Source organism: Stenotrophomonas sp. YJH_SMC_130 (genome assembly GCF_059369035.1).
This window is the reverse complement of the sequence record NZ_JCAFSH010000016.1, coordinates 1-25,997: the sequence shown is the minus strand read 5'-3', so window position 1 is coordinate 25,997 and position 25,997 is coordinate 1. Positions and strand designations below refer to the sequence as shown.

General features: G+C 67.4%; 24 protein-coding genes. 11 read left to right on the top strand and 13 right to left on the bottom strand.

All coding sequences use genetic code 11. The features are described from left to right. Positions 1-139: 139 nt before the first annotated feature. On the bottom strand, positions 140-1,267 hold the full coding sequence (carA, locus tag AC5P5V_RS15165; protein WP_061479270.1) for a glutamine-hydrolyzing carbamoyl-phosphate synthase small subunit: 1,128 nt from the start codon (positions 1,265-1,267) through the stop codon (positions 140-142). A gap of 289 nt (positions 1,268-1,556) precedes the next feature. Further along, positions 1,557-2,285: a 4-hydroxy-tetrahydrodipicolinate reductase gene (gene dapB / locus AC5P5V_RS15160; RefSeq protein WP_134968887.1), complete on the bottom strand. Its 729-nt coding sequence runs from the start codon at positions 2,283-2,285 to the stop codon at positions 1,557-1,559. A gap of 143 nt (positions 2,286-2,428) precedes the next feature. On the opposite strand from dapB, the gene AC5P5V_RS15155 reads away from it, so the two are divergent. Beyond that, positions 2,429-2,890 carry a DUF4304 domain-containing protein gene (locus tag AC5P5V_RS15155; RefSeq protein ID WP_072168998.1) on the top strand — a complete coding sequence of 154 codons (462 nt, stop codon included), beginning with the start codon at positions 2,429-2,431 and terminating at the stop codon, positions 2,888-2,890. A 67-nt stretch (positions 2,891-2,957) separates the two neighbouring features. Here the strand turns inward: AC5P5V_RS15155 and AC5P5V_RS15150 are convergent, their stop codons facing one another. Genes AC5P5V_RS15150 through AC5P5V_RS15140 form a run of 3 tightly spaced genes read right to left on the bottom strand, consistent with a single transcriptional unit; the run spans position 2,958 to position 5,319 of the window. Then, on the bottom strand, positions 2,958-3,203 hold the full coding sequence (locus AC5P5V_RS15150; protein WP_065177612.1) for a DUF6587 family protein: 246 nt from the start codon (positions 3,201-3,203) through the stop codon (positions 2,958-2,960). After that, positions 3,203-5,068 (bottom strand): ferrous iron transporter B, encoded by a 1,866-nt coding sequence (gene feoB / locus AC5P5V_RS15145; protein WP_134968888.1) that lies wholly within the window; start codon positions 5,066-5,068, stop codon positions 3,203-3,205. Before feoB ends, AC5P5V_RS15150 begins: the two co-directional genes overlap by 1 nt. Beyond that, positions 5,065-5,319 carry a FeoA family protein gene (locus AC5P5V_RS15140; RefSeq protein WP_049464336.1) on the bottom strand — a complete coding sequence of 85 codons (255 nt, stop codon included), beginning with the start codon at positions 5,317-5,319 and terminating at the stop codon, positions 5,065-5,067. The genes feoB and AC5P5V_RS15140 overlap by 4 nt, the downstream gene beginning before the upstream one ends. A 119-nt stretch (positions 5,320-5,438) precedes the next feature. Between AC5P5V_RS15140 and AC5P5V_RS15135 the strand changes: the two genes are divergently transcribed. From AC5P5V_RS15135 to yeiP, 5 genes are all read left to right on the top strand, one after another. Continuing rightward, on the top strand, positions 5,439-6,227 hold the full coding sequence (locus AC5P5V_RS15135; protein WP_061479265.1) for an enoyl-CoA hydratase/isomerase family protein: 789 nt from the start codon (positions 5,439-5,441) through the stop codon (positions 6,225-6,227). Positions 6,228-6,229: 2 nt separating this feature from the next. Continuing rightward, a complete protein-coding gene (locus AC5P5V_RS15130; RefSeq protein ID WP_061479264.1) occupies positions 6,230-6,631 on the top strand; it encodes a VOC family protein in 402 nt (133 codons plus the stop codon). Continuing rightward, positions 6,628-7,524, top strand: a complete 897-nt coding sequence (locus tag AC5P5V_RS15125) for a hydroxymethylglutaryl-CoA lyase (RefSeq protein WP_061479263.1) — start codon at positions 6,628-6,630, stop codon at positions 7,522-7,524. The genes AC5P5V_RS15130 and AC5P5V_RS15125 overlap by 4 nt, the downstream gene beginning before the upstream one ends. Before the next feature lie 100 nt (positions 7,525-7,624). Next, entirely contained in the window at positions 7,625-8,395 is a 771-nt protein-coding gene (locus AC5P5V_RS15120) for an SDR family oxidoreductase (RefSeq protein WP_134969256.1), read from the top strand. 49 nt (positions 8,396-8,444) lie between these two features. Further along, entirely contained in the window at positions 8,445-9,011 is a 567-nt protein-coding gene (gene yeiP / locus AC5P5V_RS15115; protein ID WP_005409468.1) for an elongation factor P-like protein YeiP, read from the top strand. Positions 9,012-9,175: 164 nt separating this feature from the next. Here the strand turns inward: yeiP and AC5P5V_RS15110 are convergent, their stop codons facing one another. The 4 genes from AC5P5V_RS15110 to AC5P5V_RS15095 form a co-directional block, all read right to left on the bottom strand. After that, complete coding sequence (locus AC5P5V_RS15110; RefSeq protein WP_134969255.1) at positions 9,176-9,868, bottom strand: COG3650 family protein; 693 nt, start codon at positions 9,866-9,868, stop codon at positions 9,176-9,178. A gap of 83 nt (positions 9,869-9,951) precedes the next feature. Continuing rightward, entirely contained in the window at positions 9,952-10,344 is a 393-nt protein-coding gene (locus AC5P5V_RS15105; protein ID WP_061479260.1) for a nuclear transport factor 2 family protein, read from the bottom strand. Beyond that, positions 10,325-13,474, bottom strand: coding sequence for a multidrug efflux RND transporter permease subunit (locus AC5P5V_RS15100; RefSeq protein ID WP_231352699.1), 3,150 nt, complete (start codon positions 13,472-13,474; stop codon positions 10,325-10,327). The genes AC5P5V_RS15105 and AC5P5V_RS15100 overlap by 20 nt, the downstream gene beginning before the upstream one ends. Positions 13,475-13,510: 36 nt before the next feature. Further along, complete coding sequence (locus AC5P5V_RS15095; protein ID WP_231352698.1) at positions 13,511-14,659, bottom strand: efflux RND transporter periplasmic adaptor subunit; 1,149 nt, start codon at positions 14,657-14,659, stop codon at positions 13,511-13,513. Positions 14,660-14,788: 129 nt separating this feature from the next. Here AC5P5V_RS15095 and AC5P5V_RS15090 point away from each other — a divergent pair, with 129 nt between their 5' ends. Continuing rightward, positions 14,789-15,505: a response regulator gene (locus tag AC5P5V_RS15090; protein WP_231352697.1), complete on the top strand. Its 717-nt coding sequence runs from the start codon at positions 14,789-14,791 to the stop codon at positions 15,503-15,505. After that, positions 15,505-16,581, top strand: a complete 1,077-nt coding sequence (locus AC5P5V_RS15085; RefSeq protein ID WP_111200475.1) for an ATP-binding protein — start codon at positions 15,505-15,507, stop codon at positions 16,579-16,581. The genes AC5P5V_RS15090 and AC5P5V_RS15085 overlap by 1 nt, the downstream gene beginning before the upstream one ends. On the opposite strand, the gene AC5P5V_RS15080 is transcribed toward AC5P5V_RS15085, so the two are convergent. From AC5P5V_RS15080 to AC5P5V_RS15070, 3 genes are all read right to left on the bottom strand, one after another. Beyond that, positions 16,559-18,397, bottom strand: a complete 1,839-nt coding sequence (locus tag AC5P5V_RS15080; RefSeq protein WP_265330100.1) for a DUF4105 domain-containing protein — start codon at positions 18,395-18,397, stop codon at positions 16,559-16,561. The two genes, AC5P5V_RS15085 and AC5P5V_RS15080, sit on opposite strands and share 23 nt — an antisense overlap. Positions 18,398-18,467: 70 nt before the next feature. After that, positions 18,468-18,767: a DUF2388 domain-containing protein gene (locus AC5P5V_RS15075; protein ID WP_049447145.1), complete on the bottom strand. Its 300-nt coding sequence runs from the start codon at positions 18,765-18,767 to the stop codon at positions 18,468-18,470. A 61-nt stretch (positions 18,768-18,828) separates the two neighbouring features. Continuing rightward, the gene (locus tag AC5P5V_RS15070; RefSeq protein WP_061479255.1) at positions 18,829-20,217 is read right to left on the bottom strand and encodes an FAD-binding oxidoreductase; all 1,389 of its coding nucleotides are present in this window, start codon (positions 20,215-20,217) and stop codon (positions 18,829-18,831) included. Between the two features lie 169 nt (positions 20,218-20,386). On the opposite strand from AC5P5V_RS15070, the gene serA reads away from it, so the two are divergent. Continuing rightward, on the top strand, positions 20,387-21,628 hold the full coding sequence (gene serA, locus AC5P5V_RS15065; protein WP_231352696.1) for a phosphoglycerate dehydrogenase: 1,242 nt from the start codon (positions 20,387-20,389) through the stop codon (positions 21,626-21,628). Positions 21,629-21,722: 94 nt separating this feature from the next. Here serA and AC5P5V_RS15060 read toward each other — a convergent pair whose 3' ends face one another. Beyond that, positions 21,723-22,337, bottom strand: coding sequence for an NUDIX hydrolase (locus tag AC5P5V_RS15060; protein ID WP_005416355.1), 615 nt, complete (start codon positions 22,335-22,337; stop codon positions 21,723-21,725). Positions 22,338-22,469: 132 nt separating this feature from the next. Between AC5P5V_RS15060 and AC5P5V_RS15055 the strand changes: the two genes are divergently transcribed. After that, on the top strand, positions 22,470-23,945 hold the full coding sequence (locus AC5P5V_RS15055; protein ID WP_005416354.1) for an amino acid permease: 1,476 nt from the start codon (positions 22,470-22,472) through the stop codon (positions 23,943-23,945). An 82-nt stretch (positions 23,946-24,027) separates the two neighbouring features. Next, a complete protein-coding gene (locus AC5P5V_RS15050; RefSeq protein WP_134969064.1) occupies positions 24,028-25,455 on the top strand; it encodes an amino acid permease in 1,428 nt (475 codons plus the stop codon). Positions 25,456-25,997: the final 542 nt, after the last annotated feature.

Below are 25,997 nucleotides of genomic sequence, written 5' to 3'. Positions count from 1 at the left end.
AAGTCAGTACAGCGTGACAAGGGGGAGTGATCGCACGCTGTCGATCAGGAATCTTGATCCGCAGCGCCGCGCCAGTGGCAGCAGCGATGCGGGGTTTACGGTCCATCGCGACGCCACCGGGGGGCCGGCGGCGTACTGATCACGCCTTGGCCTGCTCCATCAGCGCCACGAAACGGTCGAACAGCGGACCGACGTCGTGCGGGCCCGGCGATGCTTCCGGGTGGCCCTGGAACGAGAACGCCGGCACGTCGGTGCGGGCGACGCCCTGGTTGGTGCCGTCGAACAGCGAACGGTGGGTCACGCGCAGGGTCGGCGGCAGGGTTGCTTCGTCGATCGCGAAACCGTGGTTCTGCGAGGTGATCATCACCCGGCCGCTGTCCAGGTCCTGCACCGGGTGGTTGGCACCGTGGTGGCCGTGGCCCATCTTCATGGTCTGCGCGCCCGAGGCCAGGCCGAGCAGCTGGTGGCCCAGGCAGATGCCGAAGGTCGGGATCTTCACGTCGATGAAGGTCCTGATCGCTTCGATGGCGTAGTCGCACGGTTCCGGGTCACCCGGGCCGTTGGACAGGAACACGCCGTCCGGCTTCAGCGCCAGCACTTCGGCGGCCGGGGTCTGCGCCGGCACCACGGTCACTTCGCAACCGCGCTCGGCCAGCATGCGCAGGATGTTGGTCTTCACGCCGAAGTCGTAGGCCACGACCTTGAACCGGGCCGGCACGCTGACGAAGGCGTTGGCATCCAGGTCCAGCTGGCCCTCGGTCCAGGTGTAGGTCTTCTCGGTAGTGACGACCTTGGCCAGATCCATGCCCTTCAGCCCCGGGAACTTGCGGGCGGCTTCCAGTGCCTTTTCCACGTCGATGTCGCCGGCCATCAGCGCACCGTTCTGCGCGCCCTTCTCGCGCAGGATGCGGGTCAGCTTGCGGGTGTCGATGCCGGCGATGGCGACCACGCCACGCTGGATCAGCCAGTCCTGCAGCGACACCTGGCTGCGCCAGTTGCTGGGACGGCGCGGAACGTCGCGCACGATCAGGCCGGCCGACCACACCTTGGACGCTTCATCGTCCTGGTCGGTCATGCCGGTGTTGCCGATATGCGGATAGGTCAGCGTGACCATCTGCCGGGCGTAGGACGGGTCGGTCAACACTTCCTGATAGCCGGTCATGGCGGTGTTGAACACCACTTCACCGACGGACAGGCCGGGCGCGCCTACGGATTCGCCCTCGAATACGGTGCCGTCTTCGAGGACGAGGATTGCGGCTTGGGTCACGGGAATCTCACTTTGGCTACCGAGGGGGCTGCCGAAGTCACGCCTGCGCTTCACGGAAATCCGGTTGCAAAAAAGCGCGGACGTACGGTCTGGGACCGGTCCGGCTTTCGTGATTCGGCGAGTGCGAATTGTAGCGCTGCCGGGGCGCTCGCGCCAGCGGTTATCGCGCTTCATGAACAGGCGATTGCGCATTCATTTCGATCCGGCGGCGTATGCGGCGCCCGCTGGTAGCGCCGGGCCATGCCCGGCGGAACCGACACCGACGCCGGGCACGGCCCGGCGCTACCGGTTAACGCGGCCCGTCCAGCAGATCGCGCACCCGGTAGCTGCCCGGGGCTCGGCCCTGCAGCTGGCGGGCGGCGAACAGGGCGCCGCGGGCGAAGATGTCGCGGTTGGTGGCCCGGTGTACCAGCTCGATGCGCTCGCCCAGCCCGGTGAACTGCACCAGGTGCTCGCCGACGATGTCGCCGGCGCGCAGGCTGGCGTAATGCGGCTCCGCCCCGCCCCGCTTGGCGGCCGCGCCCAGGGTCAGTGCAGTGCCCGATGGCGCGTCCTTCTTCTGGGTGTGGTGCGATTCGACGATGTCGCAGTCCCAGCCAGCCAGCGCCTGTGCCGCGCGCTCGACCAGCTCGTCCAGTACCGCCACGCCCAGGCTGAAGTTCGAGGCCCAGACCAGCGGGATCTTCGCCGCTGCCGCATCCAACGCCTGGCGCTGCGTGCTGGAAATACCGGTGGTACCCGACACCAGCCCTGCCCCGCGATCCACGCACAGCGCCAGCAGCGGGTCGAAGCCCTCCGGCAGGCTGAAGTCAATGGCCACGTCGAACACCGGCGCACCGGGCAGTTCGCTGGCCGCGAAGAACGGCACACCGTCGATTACGCGCTGGGCCGGCGCGCGACCGGTCACGGCGGCCACGATCTGCAGGGTTTCGGAATGTTCGGCGGCCAGCCGCAGCAGGGCTTGGCCCATGCGCCCGGAGGCACCGTGAATGAGCAATCGCAGGGGAGTCTGGTTCATGCCTGCAGGCTAGCGGCAGCACGCCCGCTCCGGCAAGCGCCATCGCTGCGATGCTGCTTGCCTCTGCGGTGACGGGTTTGCCACTGGACGCGGCAACGCTCCCCTTCAAGTCTGTTGCCCTTCCCTCAGCCCGGGCAAAACCCATGAAATCCTCGACCGTCTTCAGCAAATGCGCCAGGAAGACCGGTTATGCCGGGACATCGACCACGCGCTACCGCTTGCTGGATGCCGCCCTGCTTGTCGTTAATCACCAGCGCGCCAGCGAAAGCCGGGGCTTCTATGTGAATGCTGGACTCTACTTTCCAGAGCTGCTCGCGTATCCCCTCGCGCCTGACGATCTTGAAACGGCTTTCCGGTACCGCTCCAGCATTCCCACGCCCCATGTCGACTGGCGGATCGAAGAAACGCCAGGCCTGCGCCGGACCTTCATCCAGCAGGACCTTGAAGATCTGCTGGAGGCCGGCAACCGCGACGCGTTGAAGGCCCTGCTGCTCGATGCCCTGGCCGACGTGGCGGGTTTCGCAGCAGCCCATGGAAACCGCGAATCGGTGCGGCGATTGAATCAGGACGGGAACTTCCGCGCGATCATCCGCAGAGAGGTCTGAACCCTGGAAAGCGTGCGGGTCGAAAGTTCGCACCCTCCGGACAGCCGCGGTCCAGCATGGCTGGACGCTACTTCTTGGTCGGCCCGCAGCTGTCGCACCCCCCACAGGCACCGCCACCACCGCTGGCCGGCGGCGCGATCTTCCGCCCCAGCGCCTGCAGCCAGGCCGCGCGACCCGGCTTCAGCAGGGCCAGCGCCAAGGCCCCGCGCAGCGTGCGCACGGTACCCGGGAACTGCTTCTTCAGTACCACCCAGGCACTGACCAGCACGGCCACCGCGATGATCAGGTACTGGATCAGCAGCCCGGTATCCATCAGCCGCCTCCCAGCGCCTTGGTCACCTGATAGGTGATCAGCGCGGCCACGTAAGCCGCGGCAAACAGGTAGAACGCGGCAAAGCCCATCTGCTTCCAGGAGTTGGTCTCGCGCTTGATGGTCGCCAGCGTCGAGATGCACATCGGGGCGTAGATGTACCAGACCAGCAGCGACAGGGCCGTGGCCAGCGACCAGCCATCGCTGATCAGCGGGGTCAGCGCCTGGCTGGCGGCATCGTCATCGGCGGCCGACAGCGCATACACGGTGGCCAGCGACGACACCGCCACCTCACGCGCGGCCAGGCCCGGAATCAGCGCGATGCAGATCTGCCAGTTGAAGCCCAGCGGTGCGAAGAACACCGCCATCGCATGGCCGATCCGGCCGGCGTAGCTGTAGTCGATGGCCGGCATCGTGGCATCCACTGGTGCCGCCGGGAACGACAGCAGCACCCACAGCAGGATGGTCAGCGCCAGGATGATGCCACCGACACGCTTGAGGAAGATCATGCCGCGCTCATACAGGCCCACCGCCAGGTCACGCACATGTGGCAGGCGGTACGACGGCAGTTCCAGCATCAGCGGATGCTCGCTCTTGTCGCGGCGCCACTTCTTCATGATCCACGACATCGCCAGCGCACTGAGGATGCCGGCGGCGTACAGGCCGAACAGGACCAGGCCCTGCTGGTTGAATACCCCCCACACCGTCTTCTGCGGAATGAACGCACCGATCAGCAGGGCGTACACCGGCAGGCGCGCCGAGCAGGTCATCAGCGGTGCGACCAGGATGGTGGCCAGGCGGTCACGCGGGTCCTGGATGCTGCGCGTGGACATGATGCCCGGCACCGCGCAGGCGAAGCTGGACAGCAGCGGGATGAACGAGCGGCCGGACAGGCCGGCGGCGGCCATCATGCGGTCGAGCAGGAACGCCGCACGCGGCAGGTAGCCGGATTCCTCCAGCACGAGGATGAAGAAGAACAGGATCAGGATCTGCGGCAGGAACACCACCACGCCACCGACGCCGGCGATGATGCCGTCGGTCAGCAGGCTGGCCAACGGCCCCTCCGGCAACACGCTGCCAACGAGAGCACCGAGCCAGGCGAAGCCAGCCTCGATGCCATCCATCAACGGCGTCGCCCAGGCATACACCGCCTGGAAGATCAGGAACATCACCACCGCAAGGCTGATCAGCCCGAACACCGGGTGCAGCAGCCAGCGGTCCAGCGCGTCGTCGATCTTCGCGGTCCGCGCCGGCATCCGCACGGCGACCGACAGGATCTCGCGCACCTTGGCGTGGTAGTCGATGCCACCTTCCGGGCCCGGCACCGGCGCATCCAGGTGCGGCACCATCGCATCGAGGCGCTCGACCAGGGCCTTGGCACCCTGCTTGCGCACCGCCACGGTCTCCACCACCGGTACGCCCAGCTCGCGCTCCAGCGCTGCCACGTCCACCTGGATGCCACGGCGCTGGGCCGCATCGACCATGTTCAGGGCGACCACCATCGGCTTGCCCAGCTCACGCAGCTCCAGCGCGAAGCGCAGGTGCAGGCGCAGGTTGGTGGCGTCGATCACGCACAGCAGCACGTCCGGCGCAGCTTCGCCCGGGTAGAAGCCCCGGCACAGGTCACGGGTGATCGCCTCGTCCAGGCTGGCCGGATGCAGGCTGTAGGCACCCGGCAGGTCGAGCACGGCGAATTCGCGGCCGGACGGCGCACGCAGGCGGCCTTCCTTGCGCTCTACCGTGACGCCGGTGTAGTTGGCGACCTTCTGCCGGCTGCCGGTCAGCTGGTTGAACAGCGCGGTCTTGCCGCTGTTGGGGTTGCCGACCAGCGCGATGCGCAGCGGTGAGGCGGAGACGGTGGCGGTCATGCGCGTCGTTCCTGACTGACGGCGTCGACTACGACGCGCTTGGCTTCACTGATCCGCAGCGCGAACCGGGTGAACCCGACCTGCACCAGCAGCGGCTCGCCCCCCACCGGGCCCTTGGCCACCAGGCGTACTTCCTCGCCATTCACGAAACCCAGCTCGCGCAGGCGACGGGCAATGGCATCGTTGGCATGCAGGTCCTGCACGGACTCGACCACGGCCGAGGTGTGCAGCGGCAGTTCGGACAGCGTCATCTAGCGTGTTCTCTGCTGGATGTAAATGGTTCTCGATTCTAACATTCCCGCGTCGCGTCATGGCCCATGACCAATGGCCCGCTATGATCCATACAGGTATGGAGTGACCCTGGAATCCCATGAACGATGCTTTGCAGATCGAGCGCCGTGGCGCTGTCCTCACCCTCTGGCTGAACCGGCCGGAGCTGCACAACGCCTTTGACGCCAGCCTGATCGCCCGGCTGACTGCCGCACTGGAAGCCGCCGGCGGCGATGATTCGGTCCGGGCCGTGGTGGTCGCCGGTCACGGCGCTTCCTTCTCGGCCGGTGCCGACATGCAGTGGATGCGCGGCATGGCCGCCGCCAGCGAGGCCGACAACCGCGAGGACTCGCTTGCCCTGGCGCGGCTGATGCGCACCCTGGACGAGCTGCCCAAGCCGACCCTGGCCCGGGTCCACGGCGCGGCCTTCGGTGGCGGCGTCGGCCTGGTTGCCTGCTGCGACATTGCCATCGCCAGCACTGCGGCCCGCTTCGGCCTGACCGAAAGCCGCCTGGGCCTGCTGCCCGCCGTCATCTCGCCCTACGTGATCGAGGCCATCGGCCCGCGCCAGGCCCGTCGCTGGTTCGCCACCGGCGAGCACTTCGATGCCGACACCGCGCTGCGCATCGGCCTGGTCCATCAACTGGTCGAACCCGAGCGCCTGGACGAGGCGCTGGAACGCCAGCTGGCCCTGCTCGACAAGGCCGGCCCGATCGCCTCGTCCACCGCCAAGCAGCTGGTGCGGCAGGTCCGCGACAGCCATGACCGCGACGCACTGGATCGCGATAATGCGGCCCTGATCGCGCGCCTGCGGGTCTCGGCCGAAGGCCAGGAAGGCCTGGGCGCCTTCCTCGACAAGCGCGCCCCCCACTGGGTCACGGAAGCCTGAACATGCTCGATCATCTTGGTTTGACCAGCGCCGACCTGGCGCGCAGCAGGACCTTCTTCCTGCAGGCACTGGCTCCGCTGCAGATCGGCGTGGTGATGGAAGTGAGCGCCGAACAGACCGGCGACCACGACCACGTCGGCTTCGGCAGCGACGGCAAGCCGTTCTTCTGGCTCGGCAATGGCGGCACCGCCAGTCACGGCGTACACGTGGCCTTCGCCTGCGCCAGCCGTGCGCAGGTGGATGCCTTCCATGCCGCCGCGCTCGCCGCCGGCGGCCGCGACAACGGCGCGCCGGGCCTGCGCCCGTGGTATCACCCGGATTACTACGCGGCCTTCGTGCTCGACCCGGACGGCAACAACATCGAAGCGGTCTGCCACCGCCCCGCCGATGGGGCAGCCGCATGAGCGATTACGTCCGCATCGTCGAGGTCGGTCCGCGTGACGGCCTGCAGAACGAAAAGCAGTCGGTGTCCACCGCCGACAAGATCGAACTGATCAACCGCCTGTCGGCCACCGGCCTGCGCAGCATCGAGGCGACCAGCTTCGTCAGCCCGAAGTGGATCCCGCAACTGGCCGACGCCGCCGAGGTCTATGCCGGCATCCAGCGCAGGCCGGGTGTCCACTACCCGGTGCTGGTACCGAACGAACAGGGCTACGACCGCGCCCGTGCGGTCGGCGTCGAGGAGGTGGCGGTGTTCACTGCCGCGTCCGAGGCGTTCAACCGCACCAATACCAATGCCGGCATCGACGAGTCGCTCGCCCGGTTCGAGCCCATCCTGCGCCGCGCCGCCGCCGATGGCGTGCGCGTGCGCGGCTACGTCTCCACCGTGCTCGGCTGCCCCTACCAGGGCGAGGTGCCGCTGGCCGACGTGGTGCGGGTAGCGCGCGCGCTGCACCAGATGGGCTGTTACGAAATCTCGCTGGGCGACACCATCGGCGTCGGCACCCCGCGCAAGGCACGGGCGATGCTGCAGGCGGTGGCGGCCGAGATTCCGATGGACGCATTGGCCGTGCACTTCCACGACACCTACGGCCAGGCCATCGCCAACATCGCCACCTGCCTGGAAGAAGGCGTGCGCGTGGTCGACAGTGCTGTCTCCGGCGCCGGTGGCTGCCCGTATGCGAAGGGCGCCAGCGGCAATGTGGCCAGCGAAGACGTGGTCTACCTGCTGCAGGGCCTGGGCCTGGACAGCGGCGTGGACCTGCCGGCACTGGCCGAAACCGGTCGCTGGCTGGCAGGCCTGCTCGGTCGCGCCACCGCCAGCCGCACCGGGCAGGCGCTGGCCGCCGCAGGTTGACCGCCGCACTGCGCCGCCCTGCTGCGGCGGCGCAGTGCACAACAGCGACGGTCGCAGCTTCCGTTAGAATCGGCGGTTCTCGAACCTGCAGGACCGTTCAATGCAGTTGTCTTCCGTACGTGCCGTGATCACTGGTGGCGTCTCCGGCCTCGGCCTGGCCGTGGCCCAGCACCTCGTCGCCCAGGGCGGCAAGGTGGCCCTGTTTGACCTCAACGACGCCAAGGGCGCCGCCGCCGTTGCCGGGCTGGGTGCCGACAACGCCCGCTATTTCAACGTCAACGTCAGCGATGAGGCCGCCGTGGCTGCAGCCATCGACCAGGCCCACGATTTCCTCGGCGGCCTGAACGTAGCGATGAACTGTGCCGGCATCCTCGGCGCCGGCCGCGTGCTGGGCAAGGACGGCCCGATGCCGCTGGCCGGCTTCCAGGGCACGGTGATGGTCAATCTGGTCGGCAGCTTCAATGTCGCCAAGGCCGCGGCCAACCGCATGCAGCACAACGAGGCCGGCATCGATGGCGAGCGCGGGGTGATCATCAACACCGCCAGCATCGCTGCCTATGAAGGCCAGATCGGCCAGGCCGCCTATGCCGCCAGCAAGGGCGGCGTGGTGTCGATGACGCTGCCGATGGCACGCGAACTGTCGCGCTTCGGCATCCGCGTCAATACGATTGCTCCCGGCGTGTTCTGGACGCCGATGGTGGACGGCATGCCCGAAGCCGTGCAGCAGTCGCTGGCCGCCTCGATTCCGTTCCCGTCGCGCCTGGGCAAGCCGGAAGACTTCGCCAGCCTGGTCGGCTTCATCCTCGGAAACACCTACCTCAACGGCGAGACCATCCGCCTGGACGGCGCTACCCGCCTCGCTCCGAAGTGATTCCCCACGGGCGCCGGGACGGCGCCCTCCCCCAACGACCTAGATCACCATGAAAGCCAACGACATCAAGAAGGGCAACGTCGTCGAGTACAACAACGGCGTGTACCAGATCCGCGACATCGAGCGCAGCTCGCCGCAGGGTCGCGGCGGCAACGTCCGCTTCCGCTTCATCATGTACAGCGTGCCGGGCGGCAACAAGCTCGACGCCAGCTTCGATGCCGACGACAACCTGGTCGAGGTCGAACTGCTGCGCCGCCAGTCCACCTATTCGTACAAGGACGGCGATGCCTTCGTGTTCCTGGATGACGAGGACTACACCCCGTACACCCTGGATGCGGACGTGATCGGCGATGACGCCGGTTACATCACCGACGGCCTGACCGGCATCTACGTGCAGGTGATCGACGAGCAGCCGGTGGCGATCCAGCTGCCGGCCTCCGTGGTGCTGGAAGTGATCGAGACGCCGCCGGAACTGAAGGGTGGCACCGCCACCAAGCGCCCGAAGCCGGCCAAGCTCAACACCGGCATCGAGATCATGGTGCCGGAGTACATCGTCAACGGCGAGCGCGTGCTGGTGAACACCGCCACCGGCGAATTCGCCGGCCGTGCCGACTAAGCATCCTGCGCCGATCGCCTGCCGATCACTGCCTGCGGCAAGTTCGCCGCAGGCAGCAAGCAGCGCATCGCTGACAGCAGTTGTGTAGAGCCGAGCCCGCGCTCGGCTGCAGTGCCTGTGCAGAGCACAACGCAGCCGAGCGTGGGCTCGGCTCTACAGAGGGCCTACGGCTGCTTCGCGCCGAAATTGCCGCAGCCGTGGTACTGGCGGGTACCGACGGTCAACATCACCTTCGCCTCGAATGCCTCGCCGCTCATGTCATCCTGGCAGGTAGTGCGCTGGAAGCTGAGCTTGACGTCGGTGCCGTCGGACGCCTTCCCGCTCCATCCATCAGCGCCCTGGGTTGGCTTGGCCACGTCAAAGCGGCGCTCGCCATAGTCAACTTCCACCTGCAGGCCCGGCATATCGCCATCGACGACTGCAAGCCATCCGGGTTCATTGCCGGTGGCACGGAACGCGGCATTGCCGGCGCTGCCATCGCCTTCGGTGGCTTCCACCGCATGGCACTCGCGATCCGGCTCGCCCTTCAGGCTAAGCAGGCCATCATCGCTGCCCTTGGTCCAGAAGCTGTTGCCAAGGCCATCGCTGTACTTGGCGCCGGATGCCGCGCGCTCGGAGGTCATGGCGAAGCGACGCTCGCCGATCACCAGCGTGGCAGCATCCTCGCCATTGAAGGTCGCGCCCACACTCAGATCACCACACTGGTAGGCGGTCTCGCTGCCGCCTTCCGTGTTGGCGCTCGGCTGCGGCGTGGCGGGCGAGGCGTCATTGCTGCCCGCCGCGGGTGCCTGGGCCGGCTGGCACGCGGCCAGGACCAACCCCAGGGAGGCTGCCAACAGACTGGGTACTACACGCATGGCTCGACTCCTTGTCGACACTACAGGAATGCTCGACCCTACCACCTCGGGGTGAGCGGGGCCTGAAAACGGCCTGACCGCACTCATGCGGCCAGCACCGCCATCGACAGCAGCTGCGCGCCACTGCCGCCGGAACTGCAGGTCCAGACCCGCAACAGGCGCAGCTTCAGTTCGCGCTCCCGGCCCTGCCGCCACACCGACATCCGCACGTCGCTGGACAGCAACGCCAGACGGCCACACAGCAGCGTTTCCACCGCGTGCAGCTGCAGACTTCGTACCTGCAGGTCTCCGGCCAGCCAATCGCCCAGCCACGGCAGATCGAGCATGCGGCCACCGTGGCCGTCCATCAGGAACAGGGCCGGCGATACCAGCGCGTTCAACGCATCGTGATTGTTCTCCAGCAGCGCTGCGCACAGGCGCTGTTCCAGCGCCAGCAACTGCTGCTCATGCAGATCTTCAACGATGTTCCGTTCCATCCACGGTTCCTCCCGGCATCGGCCGGCGCCTGCGCAGGCGCTGCGCGATCCACTGCCGCGCGCCCTGCACCACTACATAGAAGACCGGCACGAAGAACACCGCCAGCACGGTCGCACTGACCATGCCGCCGAACACACCGGTTCCAATCGCCTGCTGGGTTTCCTTCGACGCGCCCTGCGCCAGCATCAGCGGCACCACGCCCAGCGCGAACGCCAGCGAGGTCATCACGATCGGGCGCAGGCGCAGCCGCGCCGCCTCCAGCGCTGCTTCAACCAAACCGCGCCCCTGCTGCTGCAGCTGGCGCGCGAATTCGACGATGAGGATCGCGTTCTTCGCCGACAGCCCGATCACGGTGATCATGCCGACCTTGAAGAACACGTCGTTGGGCATGCCGCGCAACAGCACCGCGGCGACCGCGCCGAGCAGGCCCAGTGGCACCACCAGCAGTACCGCCAACGGAATCGACCAGCTCTCGTACAGCGCGGCAAGCACCAGGAACACCACCAGCATCGACAACAACAGCAGCCACGGCGCCTGCGCCCCCGACTCACGCTCCTGCAGCGACTGGCTGGTCCACTGCAGGGCGAAGCCGGGCGGGAGTTTTTCGGCCAGCCGCTCCATCTCCGCCATGGCCTGACCGGTCGACACGCCGGAGGCCGGGGCGCCGGACAGGTTCAGCGCCGGGAAGCCAAGATAGCGTTGCAGCTGCAACGGCGCTTCGGTCCAGTGCGGGGTGACCAGCTCGGACAACGCCACCATGCCGCCCTCGCTGTTGCGCACGTACAGCTTCAGCACGTCTTCCAGCTCCATCCGGTGCGGCGCATCGGCCTGCAGGATCACCTGCTGCAGCCGTCCCTTGTTGGGGAAGTCGTTGACGTACTGCGAGCCCATGGCTGCCGACAGCGTGCTGCTGATCTGCTCGAAGCCCACGCCCATTGCCTCGGCCTTGGCCCGGTCGATGTCCAGCCGCACGCTGGTGCCGGCCGGCAGGCCATCGGCATGCACCTCCGACAGCAGCGGGCTGGCTTCGGCCAGCTTCAGCAGCTGCTGCAGGGCCGCGCGCAGTTCGGCCTGGCCCTGCCCGGTACGCGCCTGCAGGGCCAGCGAGAAGCCGGAGGAACGACCCAGGCTGTCGATGGCCGGCGGCATCACGCTCATCACCTCACCCTCGGCAATCGTGGCCATCGCCTGCTGCGCGGCCTCCACCTCACCGGCCGCGGTTGCGCCTGCGCGCTCACCCCAGTCCTTCAGCATGGTGTAGGTCAGCGCCGCACTCGGGCCGGAACCGGAAAAGCTGTAGCCGAGGATCGACTGGTTGGAGCCGATGCCCGGACGCGAGGCCACGTGCCGTTCGTAGGCTTCGACCACGGCCAGCGTACGCTCGGCCGTCGCCTCGGCCGGCAGCTGGATCGAGGTCATGAAATAGCCCTGGTCTTCTTCCGGCAGGAAGGCGCCCGGCAGCCAGTGCAGGCCCAGCAGCAACGCCGCCACCAGTGCGGCGAACACGCCCATCACCCGCCCGCTCCGCTGCAGCACCGTCGCCACACCACGCTGGTAACGCCCGGTCATCCGCTCGAAGCCCCGGTTGAAGGCGCCGAACAGCCCGCCGCGACCGTGATGGCCGTGGTTGGCCTGGCGCAGCAGGGTCGCGCACAGCGCCGGCGTCAGGCTCAGGGCCAGCAGCGCCGAGAACAGGATCGACACCGCCATCGCCACGGTGAACTGGCGGTAGATCGCGCCCACCGAACCGCTGGCGAACGCCATCGGGATGAACACCGCGGTCAGCACCAGGGTAATGCCGATCACTGCGCCGGTCAGTTCACGCATCGCCTTGATGGTGGCCTCGCGCGGCGGCAGGCCCTCCTCGGCCATGATCCGTTCCACGCCCTCGACCACCACGATCGCGTCGTCGACGATGATGCCGATGGCCAGCACCATGCCGAACATGGTCAGCACGTTGATCGAGAAGCCCAGCGCCAGCATCACCGCGAACGTACCCAGCAGCGCGATCGGTGCGACCAGCGCCGGGATCAGCGTGTAACGCCAGTTCTGCAGGAACAGGTACATCACCGCGAACACCAGCAGCATCGCCTCCAGCAGGGTCTGCACTACCTTCTGGATCGAGATCTTCACGAACGGCGCGGTGTCGAACGGGATGCTCGCTTCCACCCCGCGTGGCAGCAGCGGCGCCAGCTCAGCCATGCGCTCACGCACCGCCGCGGCGGTACGCACCGCGTTCGCGCCCGGGCGCAGCTGCACGCCGGCGGCGGTGGCTGGATGGCCGTCCTCGCGGGTGCCCCAGGCATAGCTCTGCGCGCCCAGCTCAACGCGGGCGACATCACCCAGCACCACCCGTGAACCGTCGGCGCCGGCACGCAGTACGATCGCCGCGAACTGTTCCGGCGTGGACAACTGGCCGTCGGCACTGAGCGGCACGGTGATGCGCTGGCCTGGAACACCCGGCGAATCACCAATGCGTCCTGGCGAAATCTCCAGGTTCTGCTGCTCGATGGCGGCGGCCACATCGCCCATGGTCAAGCCGTAGCCGGTCAACCGGGTCGGGTCCAGCCACACGCGCATCGCCTGCTCGGCACCGAACAACTGCACGCGGCCGACGCCATCGATACGGCGCAGCTCTTCGATGATGTTGCGCGCCATGAAATCGCCCAGCGCGGCCTCGCTGACGCTGGCATCGGGCGAACGCAGGCCGACCAGCATCAGGAAGCCGGAATCAGCGGCCTCCACGGCCAGGCCGTTCTGGCGCACGCTGCGCGGCAGCCGCGGTTCGATCGCCTTGATCCGGTTCTGCACGTCCACCTGCGCCAGCTCCGGATTGGTGCCGGGCTTGAAGGTGGCAGTGATTGATGCTTCGCCGGACGTGTCCACCGACGACTCGAAGTACAGCAGGTGCTTGACGCTGGACAGCTCGCGCTCGATCAGGCCAACCACGGCGTCATTCAGCGTCTGCGGGCTGGCACCCGGGTAGCTGGCATAGATGCTGACGCTGGGCGGGGCGACTGCTGGATAGCGCTCCACCGCCAGCCGCGGGATCGCCAGCACGCCGGCCAGGATGATGAAGATCGCCAGCACCCAGGCGAACACCGGGCGATCGATGAAGAAACGTGCCATGTTGGATTTCCCTGGAGGGACCGGCCCCGGAAAGGCTCAGCCCTTGCTGCCGGCCTGCACTGCACCGGCGCTGGCGACCGGCAGCTGCCAGTCGCGCGCATCGACCACCACGCCTTCCTGCAGGCGCTCCTGGCCTTCGACCACCACCTTCTCGCCGGCCTTCAGGCCCGTGCGCACCAGCCACTGGTGATCGACACTGCCGTCCACTTCCAGCGTGCGGATCACCGCCTTGCCGTCGGCGCCGATCACCCAGGCATAGGCCTGGCCACCGGCGCTGCGCAGCACCGCCTGCTGTGGCACGGTCAATGCACTGGCGGGCGCGCCACGTGGCACCCTCGCGCGCACGTACATGCCGGGCAGCAGCTGCCGCTGCGGGTTGTCGACCAGGATGCGCAGGATGACATCACCGGTTCGCGCATCGACATTGATGCCGGAGAACAGCAGCTGGCCGCGTTCGGGCAGTGGCTTGCCGCTGGCACCGATGATCGTCACCGGCAGCTCGCCGCCACCGGCAGCACTGCGCTGCAGCGACTCCAGCTGCGCCGCCGGTTGGCGCACATCGACGTAGACCTGGTCGATCTGCTGCACCACCGCCATCGGCTCGGCATCGGCCGCGCCGACCAGCGCACCTTCGGTCACCAGCGCCTGGTCGATACGGCCAGCAATCGGCGCACTGACCGTCGCGTAACGCACATCGAGCTGGCGACGGGACAGGATCGCGCGCGCTTCGTTGACCGCGGCGCGGGCCTGTTCGTACTCGGCGCTGGCGTCGTCGCGATGCTGTTGGCTGACCACCTGCGCGGCGGCCAGCGCATGCAGGCGCTGCGACTGCACGCGGCTGCGGCCAAGCGCGGCCTCACTGCGCTGCAGGGCAGCCAGTGCCGAATCGACATCGGCCCGGAACGCGGCCGGGTCGATCTGGAACAGGGCCTGGCCGGCGCTCACTTCGGCCCCCTGGTCGAACAGCCGGCGCTGCACGATGCCGCCCACCTGCGCACGGATCTGCGCGGTGCGCACGGCGGCCACGCGGCCGGGCAGTTCGTCGTCACGCTGCACCACCTGCGGGCCGACGGTGACCACGCTGACACGCGGTGCGGCTTCGGGAGTGGCTTCGGGGGTGGAGCAGGCCGTCATGGCCAGGGCGAGGGCCGCGATCAACGCGACCGGTGTCCTGAAGGTTCTCATTGCTGTGCACAATGCCGCGCAGGCGGCGGATAGGTTCTGAAGCGCGCAGTGTGCGTGGCAATGATGGGGTTTCGATGGAGGAACTGTGGAGATACGATGGAGGCAAGCACCTTACGGCCCCGCCCCTGCATGCATGCCTCCCCCGCCCTCGCCGCCCTCGTCCTGATCGTCGAGGATGAGGCCGAGATCGCCGATATTCTCAGCGCCTACCTGGAACGCGAAGGACTGCGCACGCTGCGCGCGGCCGATGGCCATAGCGCACTGGACCTGCATCGCAGCGCCCGCCCCGACCTGGTCCTGCTCGATGTACAGCTGCCACGCCTGGATGGCTGGAGCGTGCTGACCCAGCTGCGCCAGCGTGGTGAGACGCCGGTGATCATGCTGACCGCGCTGGACCAGGACCTCGACAAGCTGACCGCGCTGCGCATGGGTGCCCACGACTACGTGGTCAAGCCGTTCAACCCGGCCGAGGTGGCGGCGCGCGTGCGCGCGGTGCTGCGGCGTACGCTGCGCGCCTCGCGCGTGGACGCGCCCACTGCGCTGCGCGTCGGCCCGCTGCTGATCGACTCGGCCACCCACGCCGTGCACGTGGAGGGCGAAGGCTATAGTCACGAAGTGCTGCTCACGCTCACCGAGTTCAAGCTGCTGCACTGCATGGCGCTGGCACCGACCCGCATCTTCAGCCGCAGCGAGCTGATGCACGAATGCCTGCCGGAAAGCGAAGCGCTGGAGCGCACTGTCGACAGCCATGTCAGCAAGCTGCGCCGCAAGCTGGACGAAGTGGGCATGGTCAATGTTCCGGCCAGTGTGCGCGGCGTCGGCTACCGGTTGATGGCTGACCGCTGATGGCCCGACTGCGCCGTTCCGGGCTCAGCCGCCACATCATCGTCTCGATGTCGCTGATGGTGATTGGCGTCATCGTGATGATGATCCTGTCGTCGTGGCTGCTGTACGCGGTGCTGGTCGAGTTCTTCCCCGGAAGTACCGAAGAGCCGGAAAGCTGGCTGCCGACCGGACCGGAGCTGGCATGGATGGTGGGCGTGATCCTGACCGGCCTGGCGCTGGCCATCGCCGCCTCGTTCCGCCTCGCCCACCGCATCCTGTCGCCGTTGAATTCGCTGGTGGACAGCGTGCGTGCGCTCGCCAGCGGTGACCTTGGGGCGCGCGCCAGCGTCGAGGAGAATTCGCCGGGCGAAGTGGCAACGCTGGTTGAGGACTTCAACGCGATGGCGCGCCGCCTGCAGCACATGGAGAGCGAGCGCGCGATGTGGCATGCGGCCATCGCACATGAGCTGCGTACTCCGGTGACGATCCTGCGCGGCCGCCTGCAGGGACTGGCTGAGGGCGTGTTCCAGCCGGACGAGTCGCAGTTCCGCAGCCTGCTCGCCCAGGTCGAAGGGCTGTCGCGACTGATCGAAGATCTGCGCGTGCTGAGCCTGTCCGACAATGCGCGGCTGGACGTGCGTCGCGCACGCACCGACGTGGTGGCCGAGGTGCATTCGGTGATGACGCTGGTCGACCCGCAGTTCCGCGCTGCGGGCTTCGTGCTGGAACTGGAAACCAGCCGCGAGGAACACAACGCGCACTGTGATCCCACGCGCCTGCGCCAGGCGCTGCTGGCGCTGCTGGAAAACGCGCGTCGCTATGCCAGCCCAGGCAAGGTGCGGATCGCCGTGCATGACACGCCGGGCCATGTGCAGGTGGCCATCGAGGATGAAGGCCCGGGCATCGATCCCGGACTGCATGCCGACATCTTCACTCCGTTCATGCGCGCCGACGGCTCACGTTCGCGCCAGGGCGGTGGCAGCGGGCTTGGCCTGGCGGTGGTCAAGGCCATCGCCGATGCACATGGTGGCCGTGCCTGCTGCACGCCCGGCAGCTGCGGCGGCAGCCGTTTCGTCATCGAACTGCCGCGCCAGTAGCCGGACCAGCGGCCTGCGTGCGCAGGTGTGCTCCCAGCGCGGCCAGATTGGCGTCGATCGCATCCATTTCCTCACGCTGCTGCGCCGGCAACTGCTGGCGAAGCTGCACACGCAATGCCTGCCATGCCGGTACCGCCTGCGCACTGGCAGTGGCCACGGCCGCAGACAGCAGTACCTGCTCGTCGCCCAGCGGCAACCCATAGCCGCCGTCCTGCAGCAGCGTCCCCGGGCGCAACCACTGCCCACTCTGCGCCAGCAGGCCGCGCAGGCTGCGGGTTTCCGCGCTGTTGGCAGCAGCCAGCAGCTGCCGCTTGAGCACATCGCGTGCCCGCAGCTCGGCACGCCGCTGCGCGGCCTGTTCCAGCAACAGCAGGCCGGCACTGGCGCGCAGGTCGCCCTTCAGCAGCCACGGTGCCCGTTGTTCTGCCGGCAGCTTCAACCAGCCGCGCACATCGCGCGCGGGCAAGCTCAGCTGGGTCGCCGCCACTGTGAACAACTGCTGGTAGTGGTCGCGCGCGGAAGCGAAGTAATAGCCCTGTGACTGCGCGGCGTTGCGGTCCGTGAGTACCCGCTCGTCGAGCATGCCCAGCCGCGCCAGCCGGCGCTTGAGGCCGCGCGGGCTCAGCTGGGCCAGCCCGGCCTCGCCCAGCCGCGGCACGCCGGCCTGCAGCAGCTTGGCGGTCTCCACCGCACAGTTGTTGCTGACGAAGTAATAGCGCCCGTCATAGCTCCAGTGCACCTGGGCGGTACGCTCGAGCAGGCTGGCGATCTCATCGCGCTGCAGCCGCAATGGCAGCGACTGCAGGCCGCGCAGTTCGACCTTGGTGTACTCGTCCACCACCTGCTGCAGCGGCAGCACGAACAGCCGCGACGGGTAGCCGCCGGTCAAGCCGCGCCAGTTGGATATCTGTACGTCGCCCACGAACGCGCGGAAGGACAGCACGCGATGGTATTCAAGATCCAGCCGGCAGTCCGGTCCCGGCGCGCGCCCGGGCCTGCAGATCACCAATCGCAGCATGCTGTGGCCCCAGCGGCTCATCGGCTGTGCGCTGCCTTCGGCGAACAGGTAATCCACGGCGTAGACACGCGCGGGGTCGAGCTGCAGCAGCGATGCCGCCCCCTCTTCCGATTCGGCCTGCAGCAAGGGCAACGCGGTCGCGCAGTGCGACTGCGGCAGCGATGGCGGCGTTCCGAAATGGGCCTGGTACCACTGCGCCAGTGCCGGGCGCCGGCAGGCGAACTCGCTGTCGAGCACGAAATGCTCGGCGTTCACTGCCAGGTACTCGGCCGGGTCCTTCAGTTCATACGCATCGGGACTGCGGTCACGGAAGTCGTTGTCGCCACGGCCCAGATGCCAGGGCTTGCGCTGCCATCCTGCCAGATCACGCCAGCGCACACTGCGTGACCAGTTCGCCCCCGTACGGTCACCAACATGGGTCAGTTCGTGTACCAGCGCGCTGCGGCGTGCGCGACGGGCGCCCGGCGCACTGTCGCCCAGCAGACTCCGGCGCAACGCGATATGGCCAGCGAAGGTGCGGCCATGCACATCGGCCGGCAGGTCATCCGTCCAGCGCACCCGTACCTGCGCCGGCAACGCAGCCAGCAGGCCGTCCGGCAATAGTGACTGCACGTCGGCCAGGGTCTGCGTCGCCACCTGCTGCTGTGCAGGGCTTAACCCTGCCGGGTCCAGCTGCAGGCGATCAGCTGCGTGCGCGACGTGGGCGATCAGCAGTAGAGCCACGCCATGCGTGGCTGCGCTCCACCGCCCAATTCTCTGTAGAGCCGAGCCATGCTCGGCTGCTGTTGCGATCCGCATGCGCCAGGCATTCAGCCGAGCATGGCTCGGCTCTACAGAACGCGATGTCGCCGGGGTCATGCAGCCCGGATCAACGGGCCAGCAGCGCGCGGGCCAGTTCCAGGTCGCTCTGCTGCTGTGCGGCGGCACTCTGCTCACGCAGGTGGACCAGCGCGGCCTGCAGGCGGGCGCCACGGATCTGGCCGTCGCTGGCGACGAACGCCGCAGCGTCGTCGCGCGCCGCCAGCACCACCTTGTCATCACCCGAGCTGCTGCCCGAGGAGCCGGAGGAAGCACCGGTGGCCGAACCGGCCGAGGTGCCGGCAAAGCTGGAAGCGAAGCCGGCCAGCGGCAGGGACAGCAGGGCGAGCAGCAGAAGCGGACGGGTCATCGTTCGAAGCCGGTTGTAAGGATGCGTGGAGCGTAACGGGTGCGTGAAGGATTTGCCCGGCTCAGGCGTCGAACAGCTTGCCGGGATTCAGCCGCGCTTGGGGATCGAACGCGCGTTTGACCGCCTTCATCAGCGCGATTTCGGCCGGGCCGCGGGTGCTGTCCAGGTAGCCCTTCTTGACCAGGCCGATACCATGCTCAGCCGAGATGCTGCCATCGAAACGCGCAAGCACCTGCGCCAGCAGCTTGGTGACGTGCTCGCACTGCGCCACGAAATCCGCGTCACTGGTGTCGTCGGGCTTGAGCACGTTGATGTGCAGGTTGCCGTCGCCGATGTGGCCGAACCAGACCACGTCGAAGTGCGGATAGGCTTGCCCGATCAGCGCCTGGGTCTCGGCCAGGAACGCCGGCATCGCCGAGATCCGTACCGAGACGTCGTTCTTGTAGGGTTTGTAGCGCGCCAGCGATTCGGTGATGCCTTCGCGCAGGCGCCACAGCTGTGCGGCCTGGGCGTCGCTGGCACTGATCACCCCGTCGCTGACCCAACCGTTGCCCATGCAGTCCTCGAAGGCCGCCATCGCCGCCGCTTCCTGCGCTTCGTCGTTGGCGGCGAACTCGGTGACCACGTAGTACGGGTGCACCTCGTCGAACGGCGCCTGCGCACCGTGCGCCAGCACATGTTCCAGCGCGCGGTCGGTGAAGAACTCGAAGGCCTGCAGTTGCAGGCGCGCGCGGAACGCGGCGAACACCTGCATCAGCACTTCGAAGCTGGGTACGGCCAGCAGCATCACGTTGCTGGCCGGCGGCGGATCGGTCAGCTTCACCGTCGCCTCGACGATCACCCCCAACGTACCTTCCGAACCAATCAGCAGCTGGCGGAAGTCATAGCCGCTGGAGTTCTTGATCAGGCCCTTGTTGAGCTCGAGCAGTTCGCCACTGGCGGTGACCACCTTCAGCCCGGCGATCCACTCGCGGGTGTTGCCGTAGCGGATCACACGGATGCCGCCGGCATTGGTGGCGATGTTGCCGCCGATCGTGCACGACCCGCGTGCAGCGAAATCCACCGGATAGATCAGGCCGTGGTCCAGCGCGGCGTTGTGCACGGCCTCCAGCGGCATGCCGGCCTGCACCACCAGGGTGCGATCGACCGCATCGTAGTCCAGCGCCTTGTTCATCCTCTCCAGGCTGAGCACCAGCTCGCCGTTGGCCGCCACCGCGCCACCCGAGAGGCCGGTGCGGCCGCCCGACGGCACCACCGCCACGCCCTCGGCGGCACTCCAGCGCATCACCGCCTGTACCTCCTCGACCGTGGCCGGCAGTGCGATCGCCAGCGGCGCCGGCGTCCAGCGCCGGGTCCAGTCGCGCCCGTAATGCTCCAGGTCGGCCGGGTCGGTCTTCAGCTTCAGGCCGGGACAGGCCTGCTGCAGCGAGGCAATGCGGGAATCGGTCATGACGGTCCAGCGCGAGGCGTGAAGAACGGGCAAGCGTGCCAGCGGCACGCGCCAGCGTCCAGCCCCGCAGCCGGGCCGATAGCTACGGATGCAACCAATTGCGCACTGCACCATGGGGGCTTCGATCTGGCATAGTGGTCAGCCCCTGTCCCACTGGCCGTGTTGCCTCATGTCGCCGAAGAAGACCTCGTTCCCGAAGCAGGATATCCGCGTGCTGTTGCTGGAGGGGGTCAGCCAGACCGCCGTGGAGGTATTCAGCGCCGCCGGTTACAGCCAGATCGAAGCGCACACCAAGGCGCTGCCCGAGGACGAATTGAAGGCGCGCATCGCCGAGGCACATATTGTCGGCATCCGTTCGCGCACCCAGCTCAGCGCCGAGGTGCTGGCCGAGGCCAAGCGTCTGATCGCGGTGGGCTGCTTCTGCATCGGCACCAACCAGGTCGACCTGGATGCGGCCGAACTGGCCGGCATCCCGGTGTTCAATGCGCCCTATTCCAACACACGCAGCGTGGCCGAGCTGGTGATCGCCGAGGCGATCATGCTGACCCGCGGCATCCCGCAGAAGAACGCCGAATGCCATCGCGGCGGCTGGTCGAAGTCAGCCAGCGGCAGCCATGAAGTGCGCGGCAAGACGCTGGGCATCATCGGTTATGGCCACATCGGCACCCAGGTCGGCGTGCTGGCCGAATCGCTGGGCATGCAGGTGATCTTCCACGACGTGGAAACCAAGCTGGCACTGGGTAATGCCCGTGCAGCGGCCAGCCTGGACGACCTGCTGGCACGCGCCGACATCGTCACCCTGCACGTGCCGGAGACGCCGGCCACGCAGTGGATGATCGGCAGCACCGAGCTGGCGAAGATGCGCAAGGGCGCGCACCTGATCAACGCCGCGCGCGGCACCGTGGTCGACATCGATGCGCTGGACGCGGCGCTGGCCAGCGGCCACGTCGGTGGTGCCGCGCTGGACGTGTTCCCGGTTGAACCGAAGGGCAACGGCGATATCTTCGAGTCGCCGCTGACCCGCCACGACAACGTGATCCTGACCCCGCACGTGGGCGGCAGCACGCTGGAAGCGCAGGATAACATCGGCGTGGAAGTGGCGGCCAAGCTGGTGCGCTACAGCGACAACGGCAGCACCCTGTCGGCGGTCAACTTCCCGGAAGTGACCCTGCCCGAACACGAAGACAGCCTGCGCCTGCTGCACATCCACCAGAACGTGCCGGGCGTGCTGTCCAAGGTCAACGAGATCTTCTCGCGCCACAACGTCAACATCGACGGCCAGTTCCTGCGCACCGACCCGAAGGTGGGTTACGTGGTGATCGACATCACCGCCAGCGAGGCACAGGCCGCCGCCGTCCGCGACGAACTGGCCGCCATTCCAGGGACGTTGCGTACGCGCCTCCTGTATTGACGCGCGTCCCGCCTTGCACGTGTAGAGCCGAGCCCTTGCTCGGCTGCGGTTCCGGCCTGCATCGAGCCGAGCATCGGCTCGGCTCTACAGGTTGCTAGCGCGCCAACCACCGGCGCGCCATGCGCTGCATGGATTCATCCGATTCGGGGTCGGCCGCGACTTCGGTCACCGGCCGCCAGGCCAGGTCCAGCGATTCCTCGCTGAGCACGAAGGCCTCTCCCCCCAGCGCCCGGATCACGAAACGCACGTCGTAGTGCCAGTGCCCCGGCACGTCCTTGCGCTCGGGAATCCAGTGCTTGTCCAGATCGAAGATGGCCGGGTCTTCCAGCACCAGGCCGCTCAGGCCGGACTCCTCCTCGGCTTCCTTCAGCGCCACCTGCGCCAGATCACGGTCGCCGTCGGCGTGACCGCCCAGCTGCAGCCAGCGCTGCAGCTTTCGGTGATGGGTGAGCAGCAGGCGCTGGCCGTCGGCACTGACCAGCCAGCAGCTGGCGGTGAAATGCCCGGCCAGCCGTTCGCGACGGAACGGATCTTCTGGATCGTCCAGCAATGTGCCGAATTCGGCAGCCAGTGCGTCGTGGGCGGGCTCGCGGCGGGCATAGTCACGCAACAGGCCACGCAGGCGATCGTCAAGCACGGCAAGGGTTTCGGCGGTCTGGCGCATGAATGGGGGCGGTTCGGAAAAATACTGCTCATTATCGCCGTTCATTGTTGCGATTGCGCTTGTGCGTTGGCTTCAGCTTTGGCTAAGGTACAGCGGGCCGTTCGCGCGGCCTTCACCATTCAAGGTTGCCGGCAACGTATCGGCGGCCCACCCCATCCGATCACTAGGAAGTACTGCATGCTGAAAGCTCTGTTGAGGGTCAAGCCGGTCCAGCCGGCCGGGCACGTCGATGCCGGCGAACCCATCGAAGGCAGCCTGGACGGCGAAGCCACGCTGAAACGGACCCTCACGGCTAAACACCTCATCCTGCTTGGCGTGGGTGCGGTGATCGGCGCTGGTATCTTCGTGCTGACCGGCCAGGCCGCGGCCAACCACGCCGGCCCGGCGGTGATGCTGTCGTTCGTGCTGGCCGGTTTCGCCTGTGCCCTGGCGGGCCTGTGCTACGCCGAGTTCGCGGCGATGATGCCGGTCTCCGGCAGTGCCTACTCCTATTCGTATGCCACCCTCGGCGAAGGCATGGCCTGGTTCATCGGCTGGTGCCTGGTGCTGGAGTACCTGTTCGCCTCGGCGTCGGTCGCGGTGGGCTGGTCGGCCTACCTGATCAGCTTCATCACCACCACGCTGCACATGCCCTTCCCGGACCTGCTCAGCGCCGCACCCATCGCCTGGACCGGCAGCGAGTTCGTCTCTTCCGGCAAACTGTTCAACCTGCCGGCGGTGCTGATCGTGGCGGCGGTGTCCGGCCTGCTGTACGTGGGCGTGACCCAGTCGGCGTTCGTCAACGCCATCATCGTGGCGATCAAGGTCACCGTCATCTGCCTGTTCATCGGCATCGGCGCGGCCCACATCGATCCGGCCAACTGGCAGCCCTTCATTCCGGAAAACACCGGCGTGCCGGGTGAGTTCGGCTGGAGCGGCATCTTCCGCGCGGCCACCATCGTGTTCTTCGCCTACATTGGTTTCGATGCGGTCTCCACCGCCGCCGGCGAAACCAAGGACCCGCAGCGCAACATGCCGATCGGCCTGCTCGGCTCGCTGGCCGTGTGCACCATCGTCTATATCATCGTCTGCGCGGTGCTGACCGGCATGATGCCGTACCACCTGCTGGGCACCGACAAGCCGGTGGCGACCGCGCTGGAGCCCTACCCGACCCTGTCCTGGCTGAAGACCCTGGTCGAGATCGGCGCCATCGCCGGCCTGTCCTCGGTGGTGCTGGTGATGATGATGGGCCAGACCCGCATCGCCTATACCATCTCCCGCGACGGCCTGCTGCCGAAGTTCTTCGGCAAGGTCCACGCTCGTTTCCGCACCCCCTATTGGGCCACGATCGTGGTCGGGGTGATCGCCGCCGCACTGGCCGGCCTGGTGCCGCTGAACGTGCTGGGCGAACTGGTGTCGATGGGCACCCTGCTGGCCTTCGCCACGGTCTGCATCGGCGTGCTGGTGCTGCGCTATACCAAGCCGGAGATCCACCGCCCGTTCCGCGTGCCAGCGGTGTGGATCATCTGCCCGCTTGGCGCTGCGGCCTGCCTGTTCCTGTTCTGGCAGGCGTTCGTGGTGCACTGGCACCTGTTCGTCGGCTGGACCGTGCTGGGCATGCTGATCTATCTCGGCTATGGCATGCGCAACAGCAAGCTGGCCAAGTCACCCTGATCCGCCTACGGGCCGGCCCTGTGCCGGCCCGTCCGTTTTCCCCGCGCGCCGCTCATGGCGCGCTTCGACAAGACCACCACACATGTTCAAGCAACTGTGGGCCACCAAGCACCCGCATGCCGCCCATGAAGACGCCAACGGCCTGAGCCTGCGCCGCCACCTCGGCCCCTGGGGCCTGACCGCCCTCGGCATCGGTGCCGTGATTGGCGGCGGCATCTTCGTCATCACCGGCCAGGCCGCCGCCAACCACGCCGGCCCCGCGATCATGCTGTCGTTCGTGCTGGCCGCCATCTGCTGCGCCTTCTGCGCGCTGGCCTACGCCGAGTTCGCCTCGATGGTGCCGGTCTCCGGCAGCGCCTATACCTATACCTACGCCACCTTCGGCGAACTGTCGGCCTGGTTCATCGGCTGGATGCTGGTGCTCGAGTACGGCGTCTCTGCGTCGGCGGTGGCGGTCAGCTGGACCGGCTATTTCCTCAGCCTGCTCAGCCAGTTCGACATTCATCTACCAGCGGCGCTGGTCAGTGCGCCACTCGATGCACAGCTGCGCCCCACCGGCGCGATCGCCAACCTGCCAGCCGCTGCGCTGGTACTGCTGCTGACCTGGCTGTGCTACGTCGGCATCAGCAAGTCATCGGCGATGAACATGGCGATGGTCGTGCTGAAGACCGGCCTGATCCTGCTGGTCATCGTGGTCGGCTGGAAGTATGTGGACACCAGCAACTGGACCCCGTTCATTCCCGCCAACGAAGGCCCCGGCAAGTACGGCATGGAAGGCGTGCTGCGTGGCGCGGCGATGGTGTTCTTCGCCTACATCGGCTTCGAGGCGGTGTCGGTGGCGGCGCAGGAATCGAAGAATCCGCAGCGCGACATGCCGATCGGCATGATGCTGTCGCTGGTGGTCTGCACCGTGCTCTACATCGCGATGGCGGCGGTGATGACCGGTCTGGTGCCATTCCAGCTGCTGGGCACCGATGAGCCGGTGGTGACCGCAGTCGCGGCGCATCCGCAGCTGGGCTGGCTGCGCTGGGTGGTCGAGGTCGGCGCGTTGGTCGGCCTGTCCTCGGTGGTACTGGTGATGATCATCGGCCAGCCGCGCATCTTCATGATCATGGGCCGCGACGGCCTGCTGCCACCGGTATTCACCAGGATCCACCCGAAGTACCGCACCCCGCACATCAACACGGTGATCACCGGCATCGGCATCGCGCTGCTGGCGGCGCTGTTCCCGCTGGACATCCTTGGCGAGCTGACCTCGATGGGCACGCTGATCGCGTTCGCGGCGGTGTGTGCCGGCGTGCTGATCCTGCGCCGCACCCAGCCGGACCTGCCGCGCCCGTTCCGCATGCCGATGGCGTGGCTGGTCTGCAGCCTGGGCGTGCTGAGCTGCCTGGCCCTGCTGTCGGCGATGACGATGCACAACTGGATGCTGATGGGCGTCTGGACCTTCGTCGGTTTCGTGATCTATTTCTGCTACGGCTTCAGGCACAGCCGTCTGCGGGGTAAGTGAGGTTTTCTGCATTGCAGGGCCTGCGGCCCTGCACCCGCCTTTGAAGCCGGAGCAACGGCAGCAGCAACAGCTGGGCTGAGGGCTTGGCGGGGAGGCATGGGTTCGCGGGGGACGCCGTGAATCCATCCCTGCAGGCTTGGCCGCGGCATCCATGCCGCGGACACCCCCGCGAACCCATGCCTCCCCGCCCCTGACAGTATCCCGGTGCGTCCGGTGGATCCACGCCATGCGTGGATGAAACGTTCTCATGAACGAATGTTCCGGAATGAATGATTCTGTAGAGCGGAGCCATGCTCCGCTCCGAGCAAGCGCAGCGAAGCGACCCGCTTTCGCTTTTCCTTCTTCACTCCGTGGCCGGCCGCACGCCGGAACCTGTCCGAGGCGGGGCGGGTGGGCCGTGCAGGGGCGTGTGATCTGGCCCCCCGTCAGCGGACGCCAAGAAGCGATACTTTGATCGCACTTGGAGGTCCCTTATGTCCCGTATCACCCGTCGTAGCTACACCGATGAGTTCAAGCACCAAGCCGTGGAGTTGGCCGAGTCG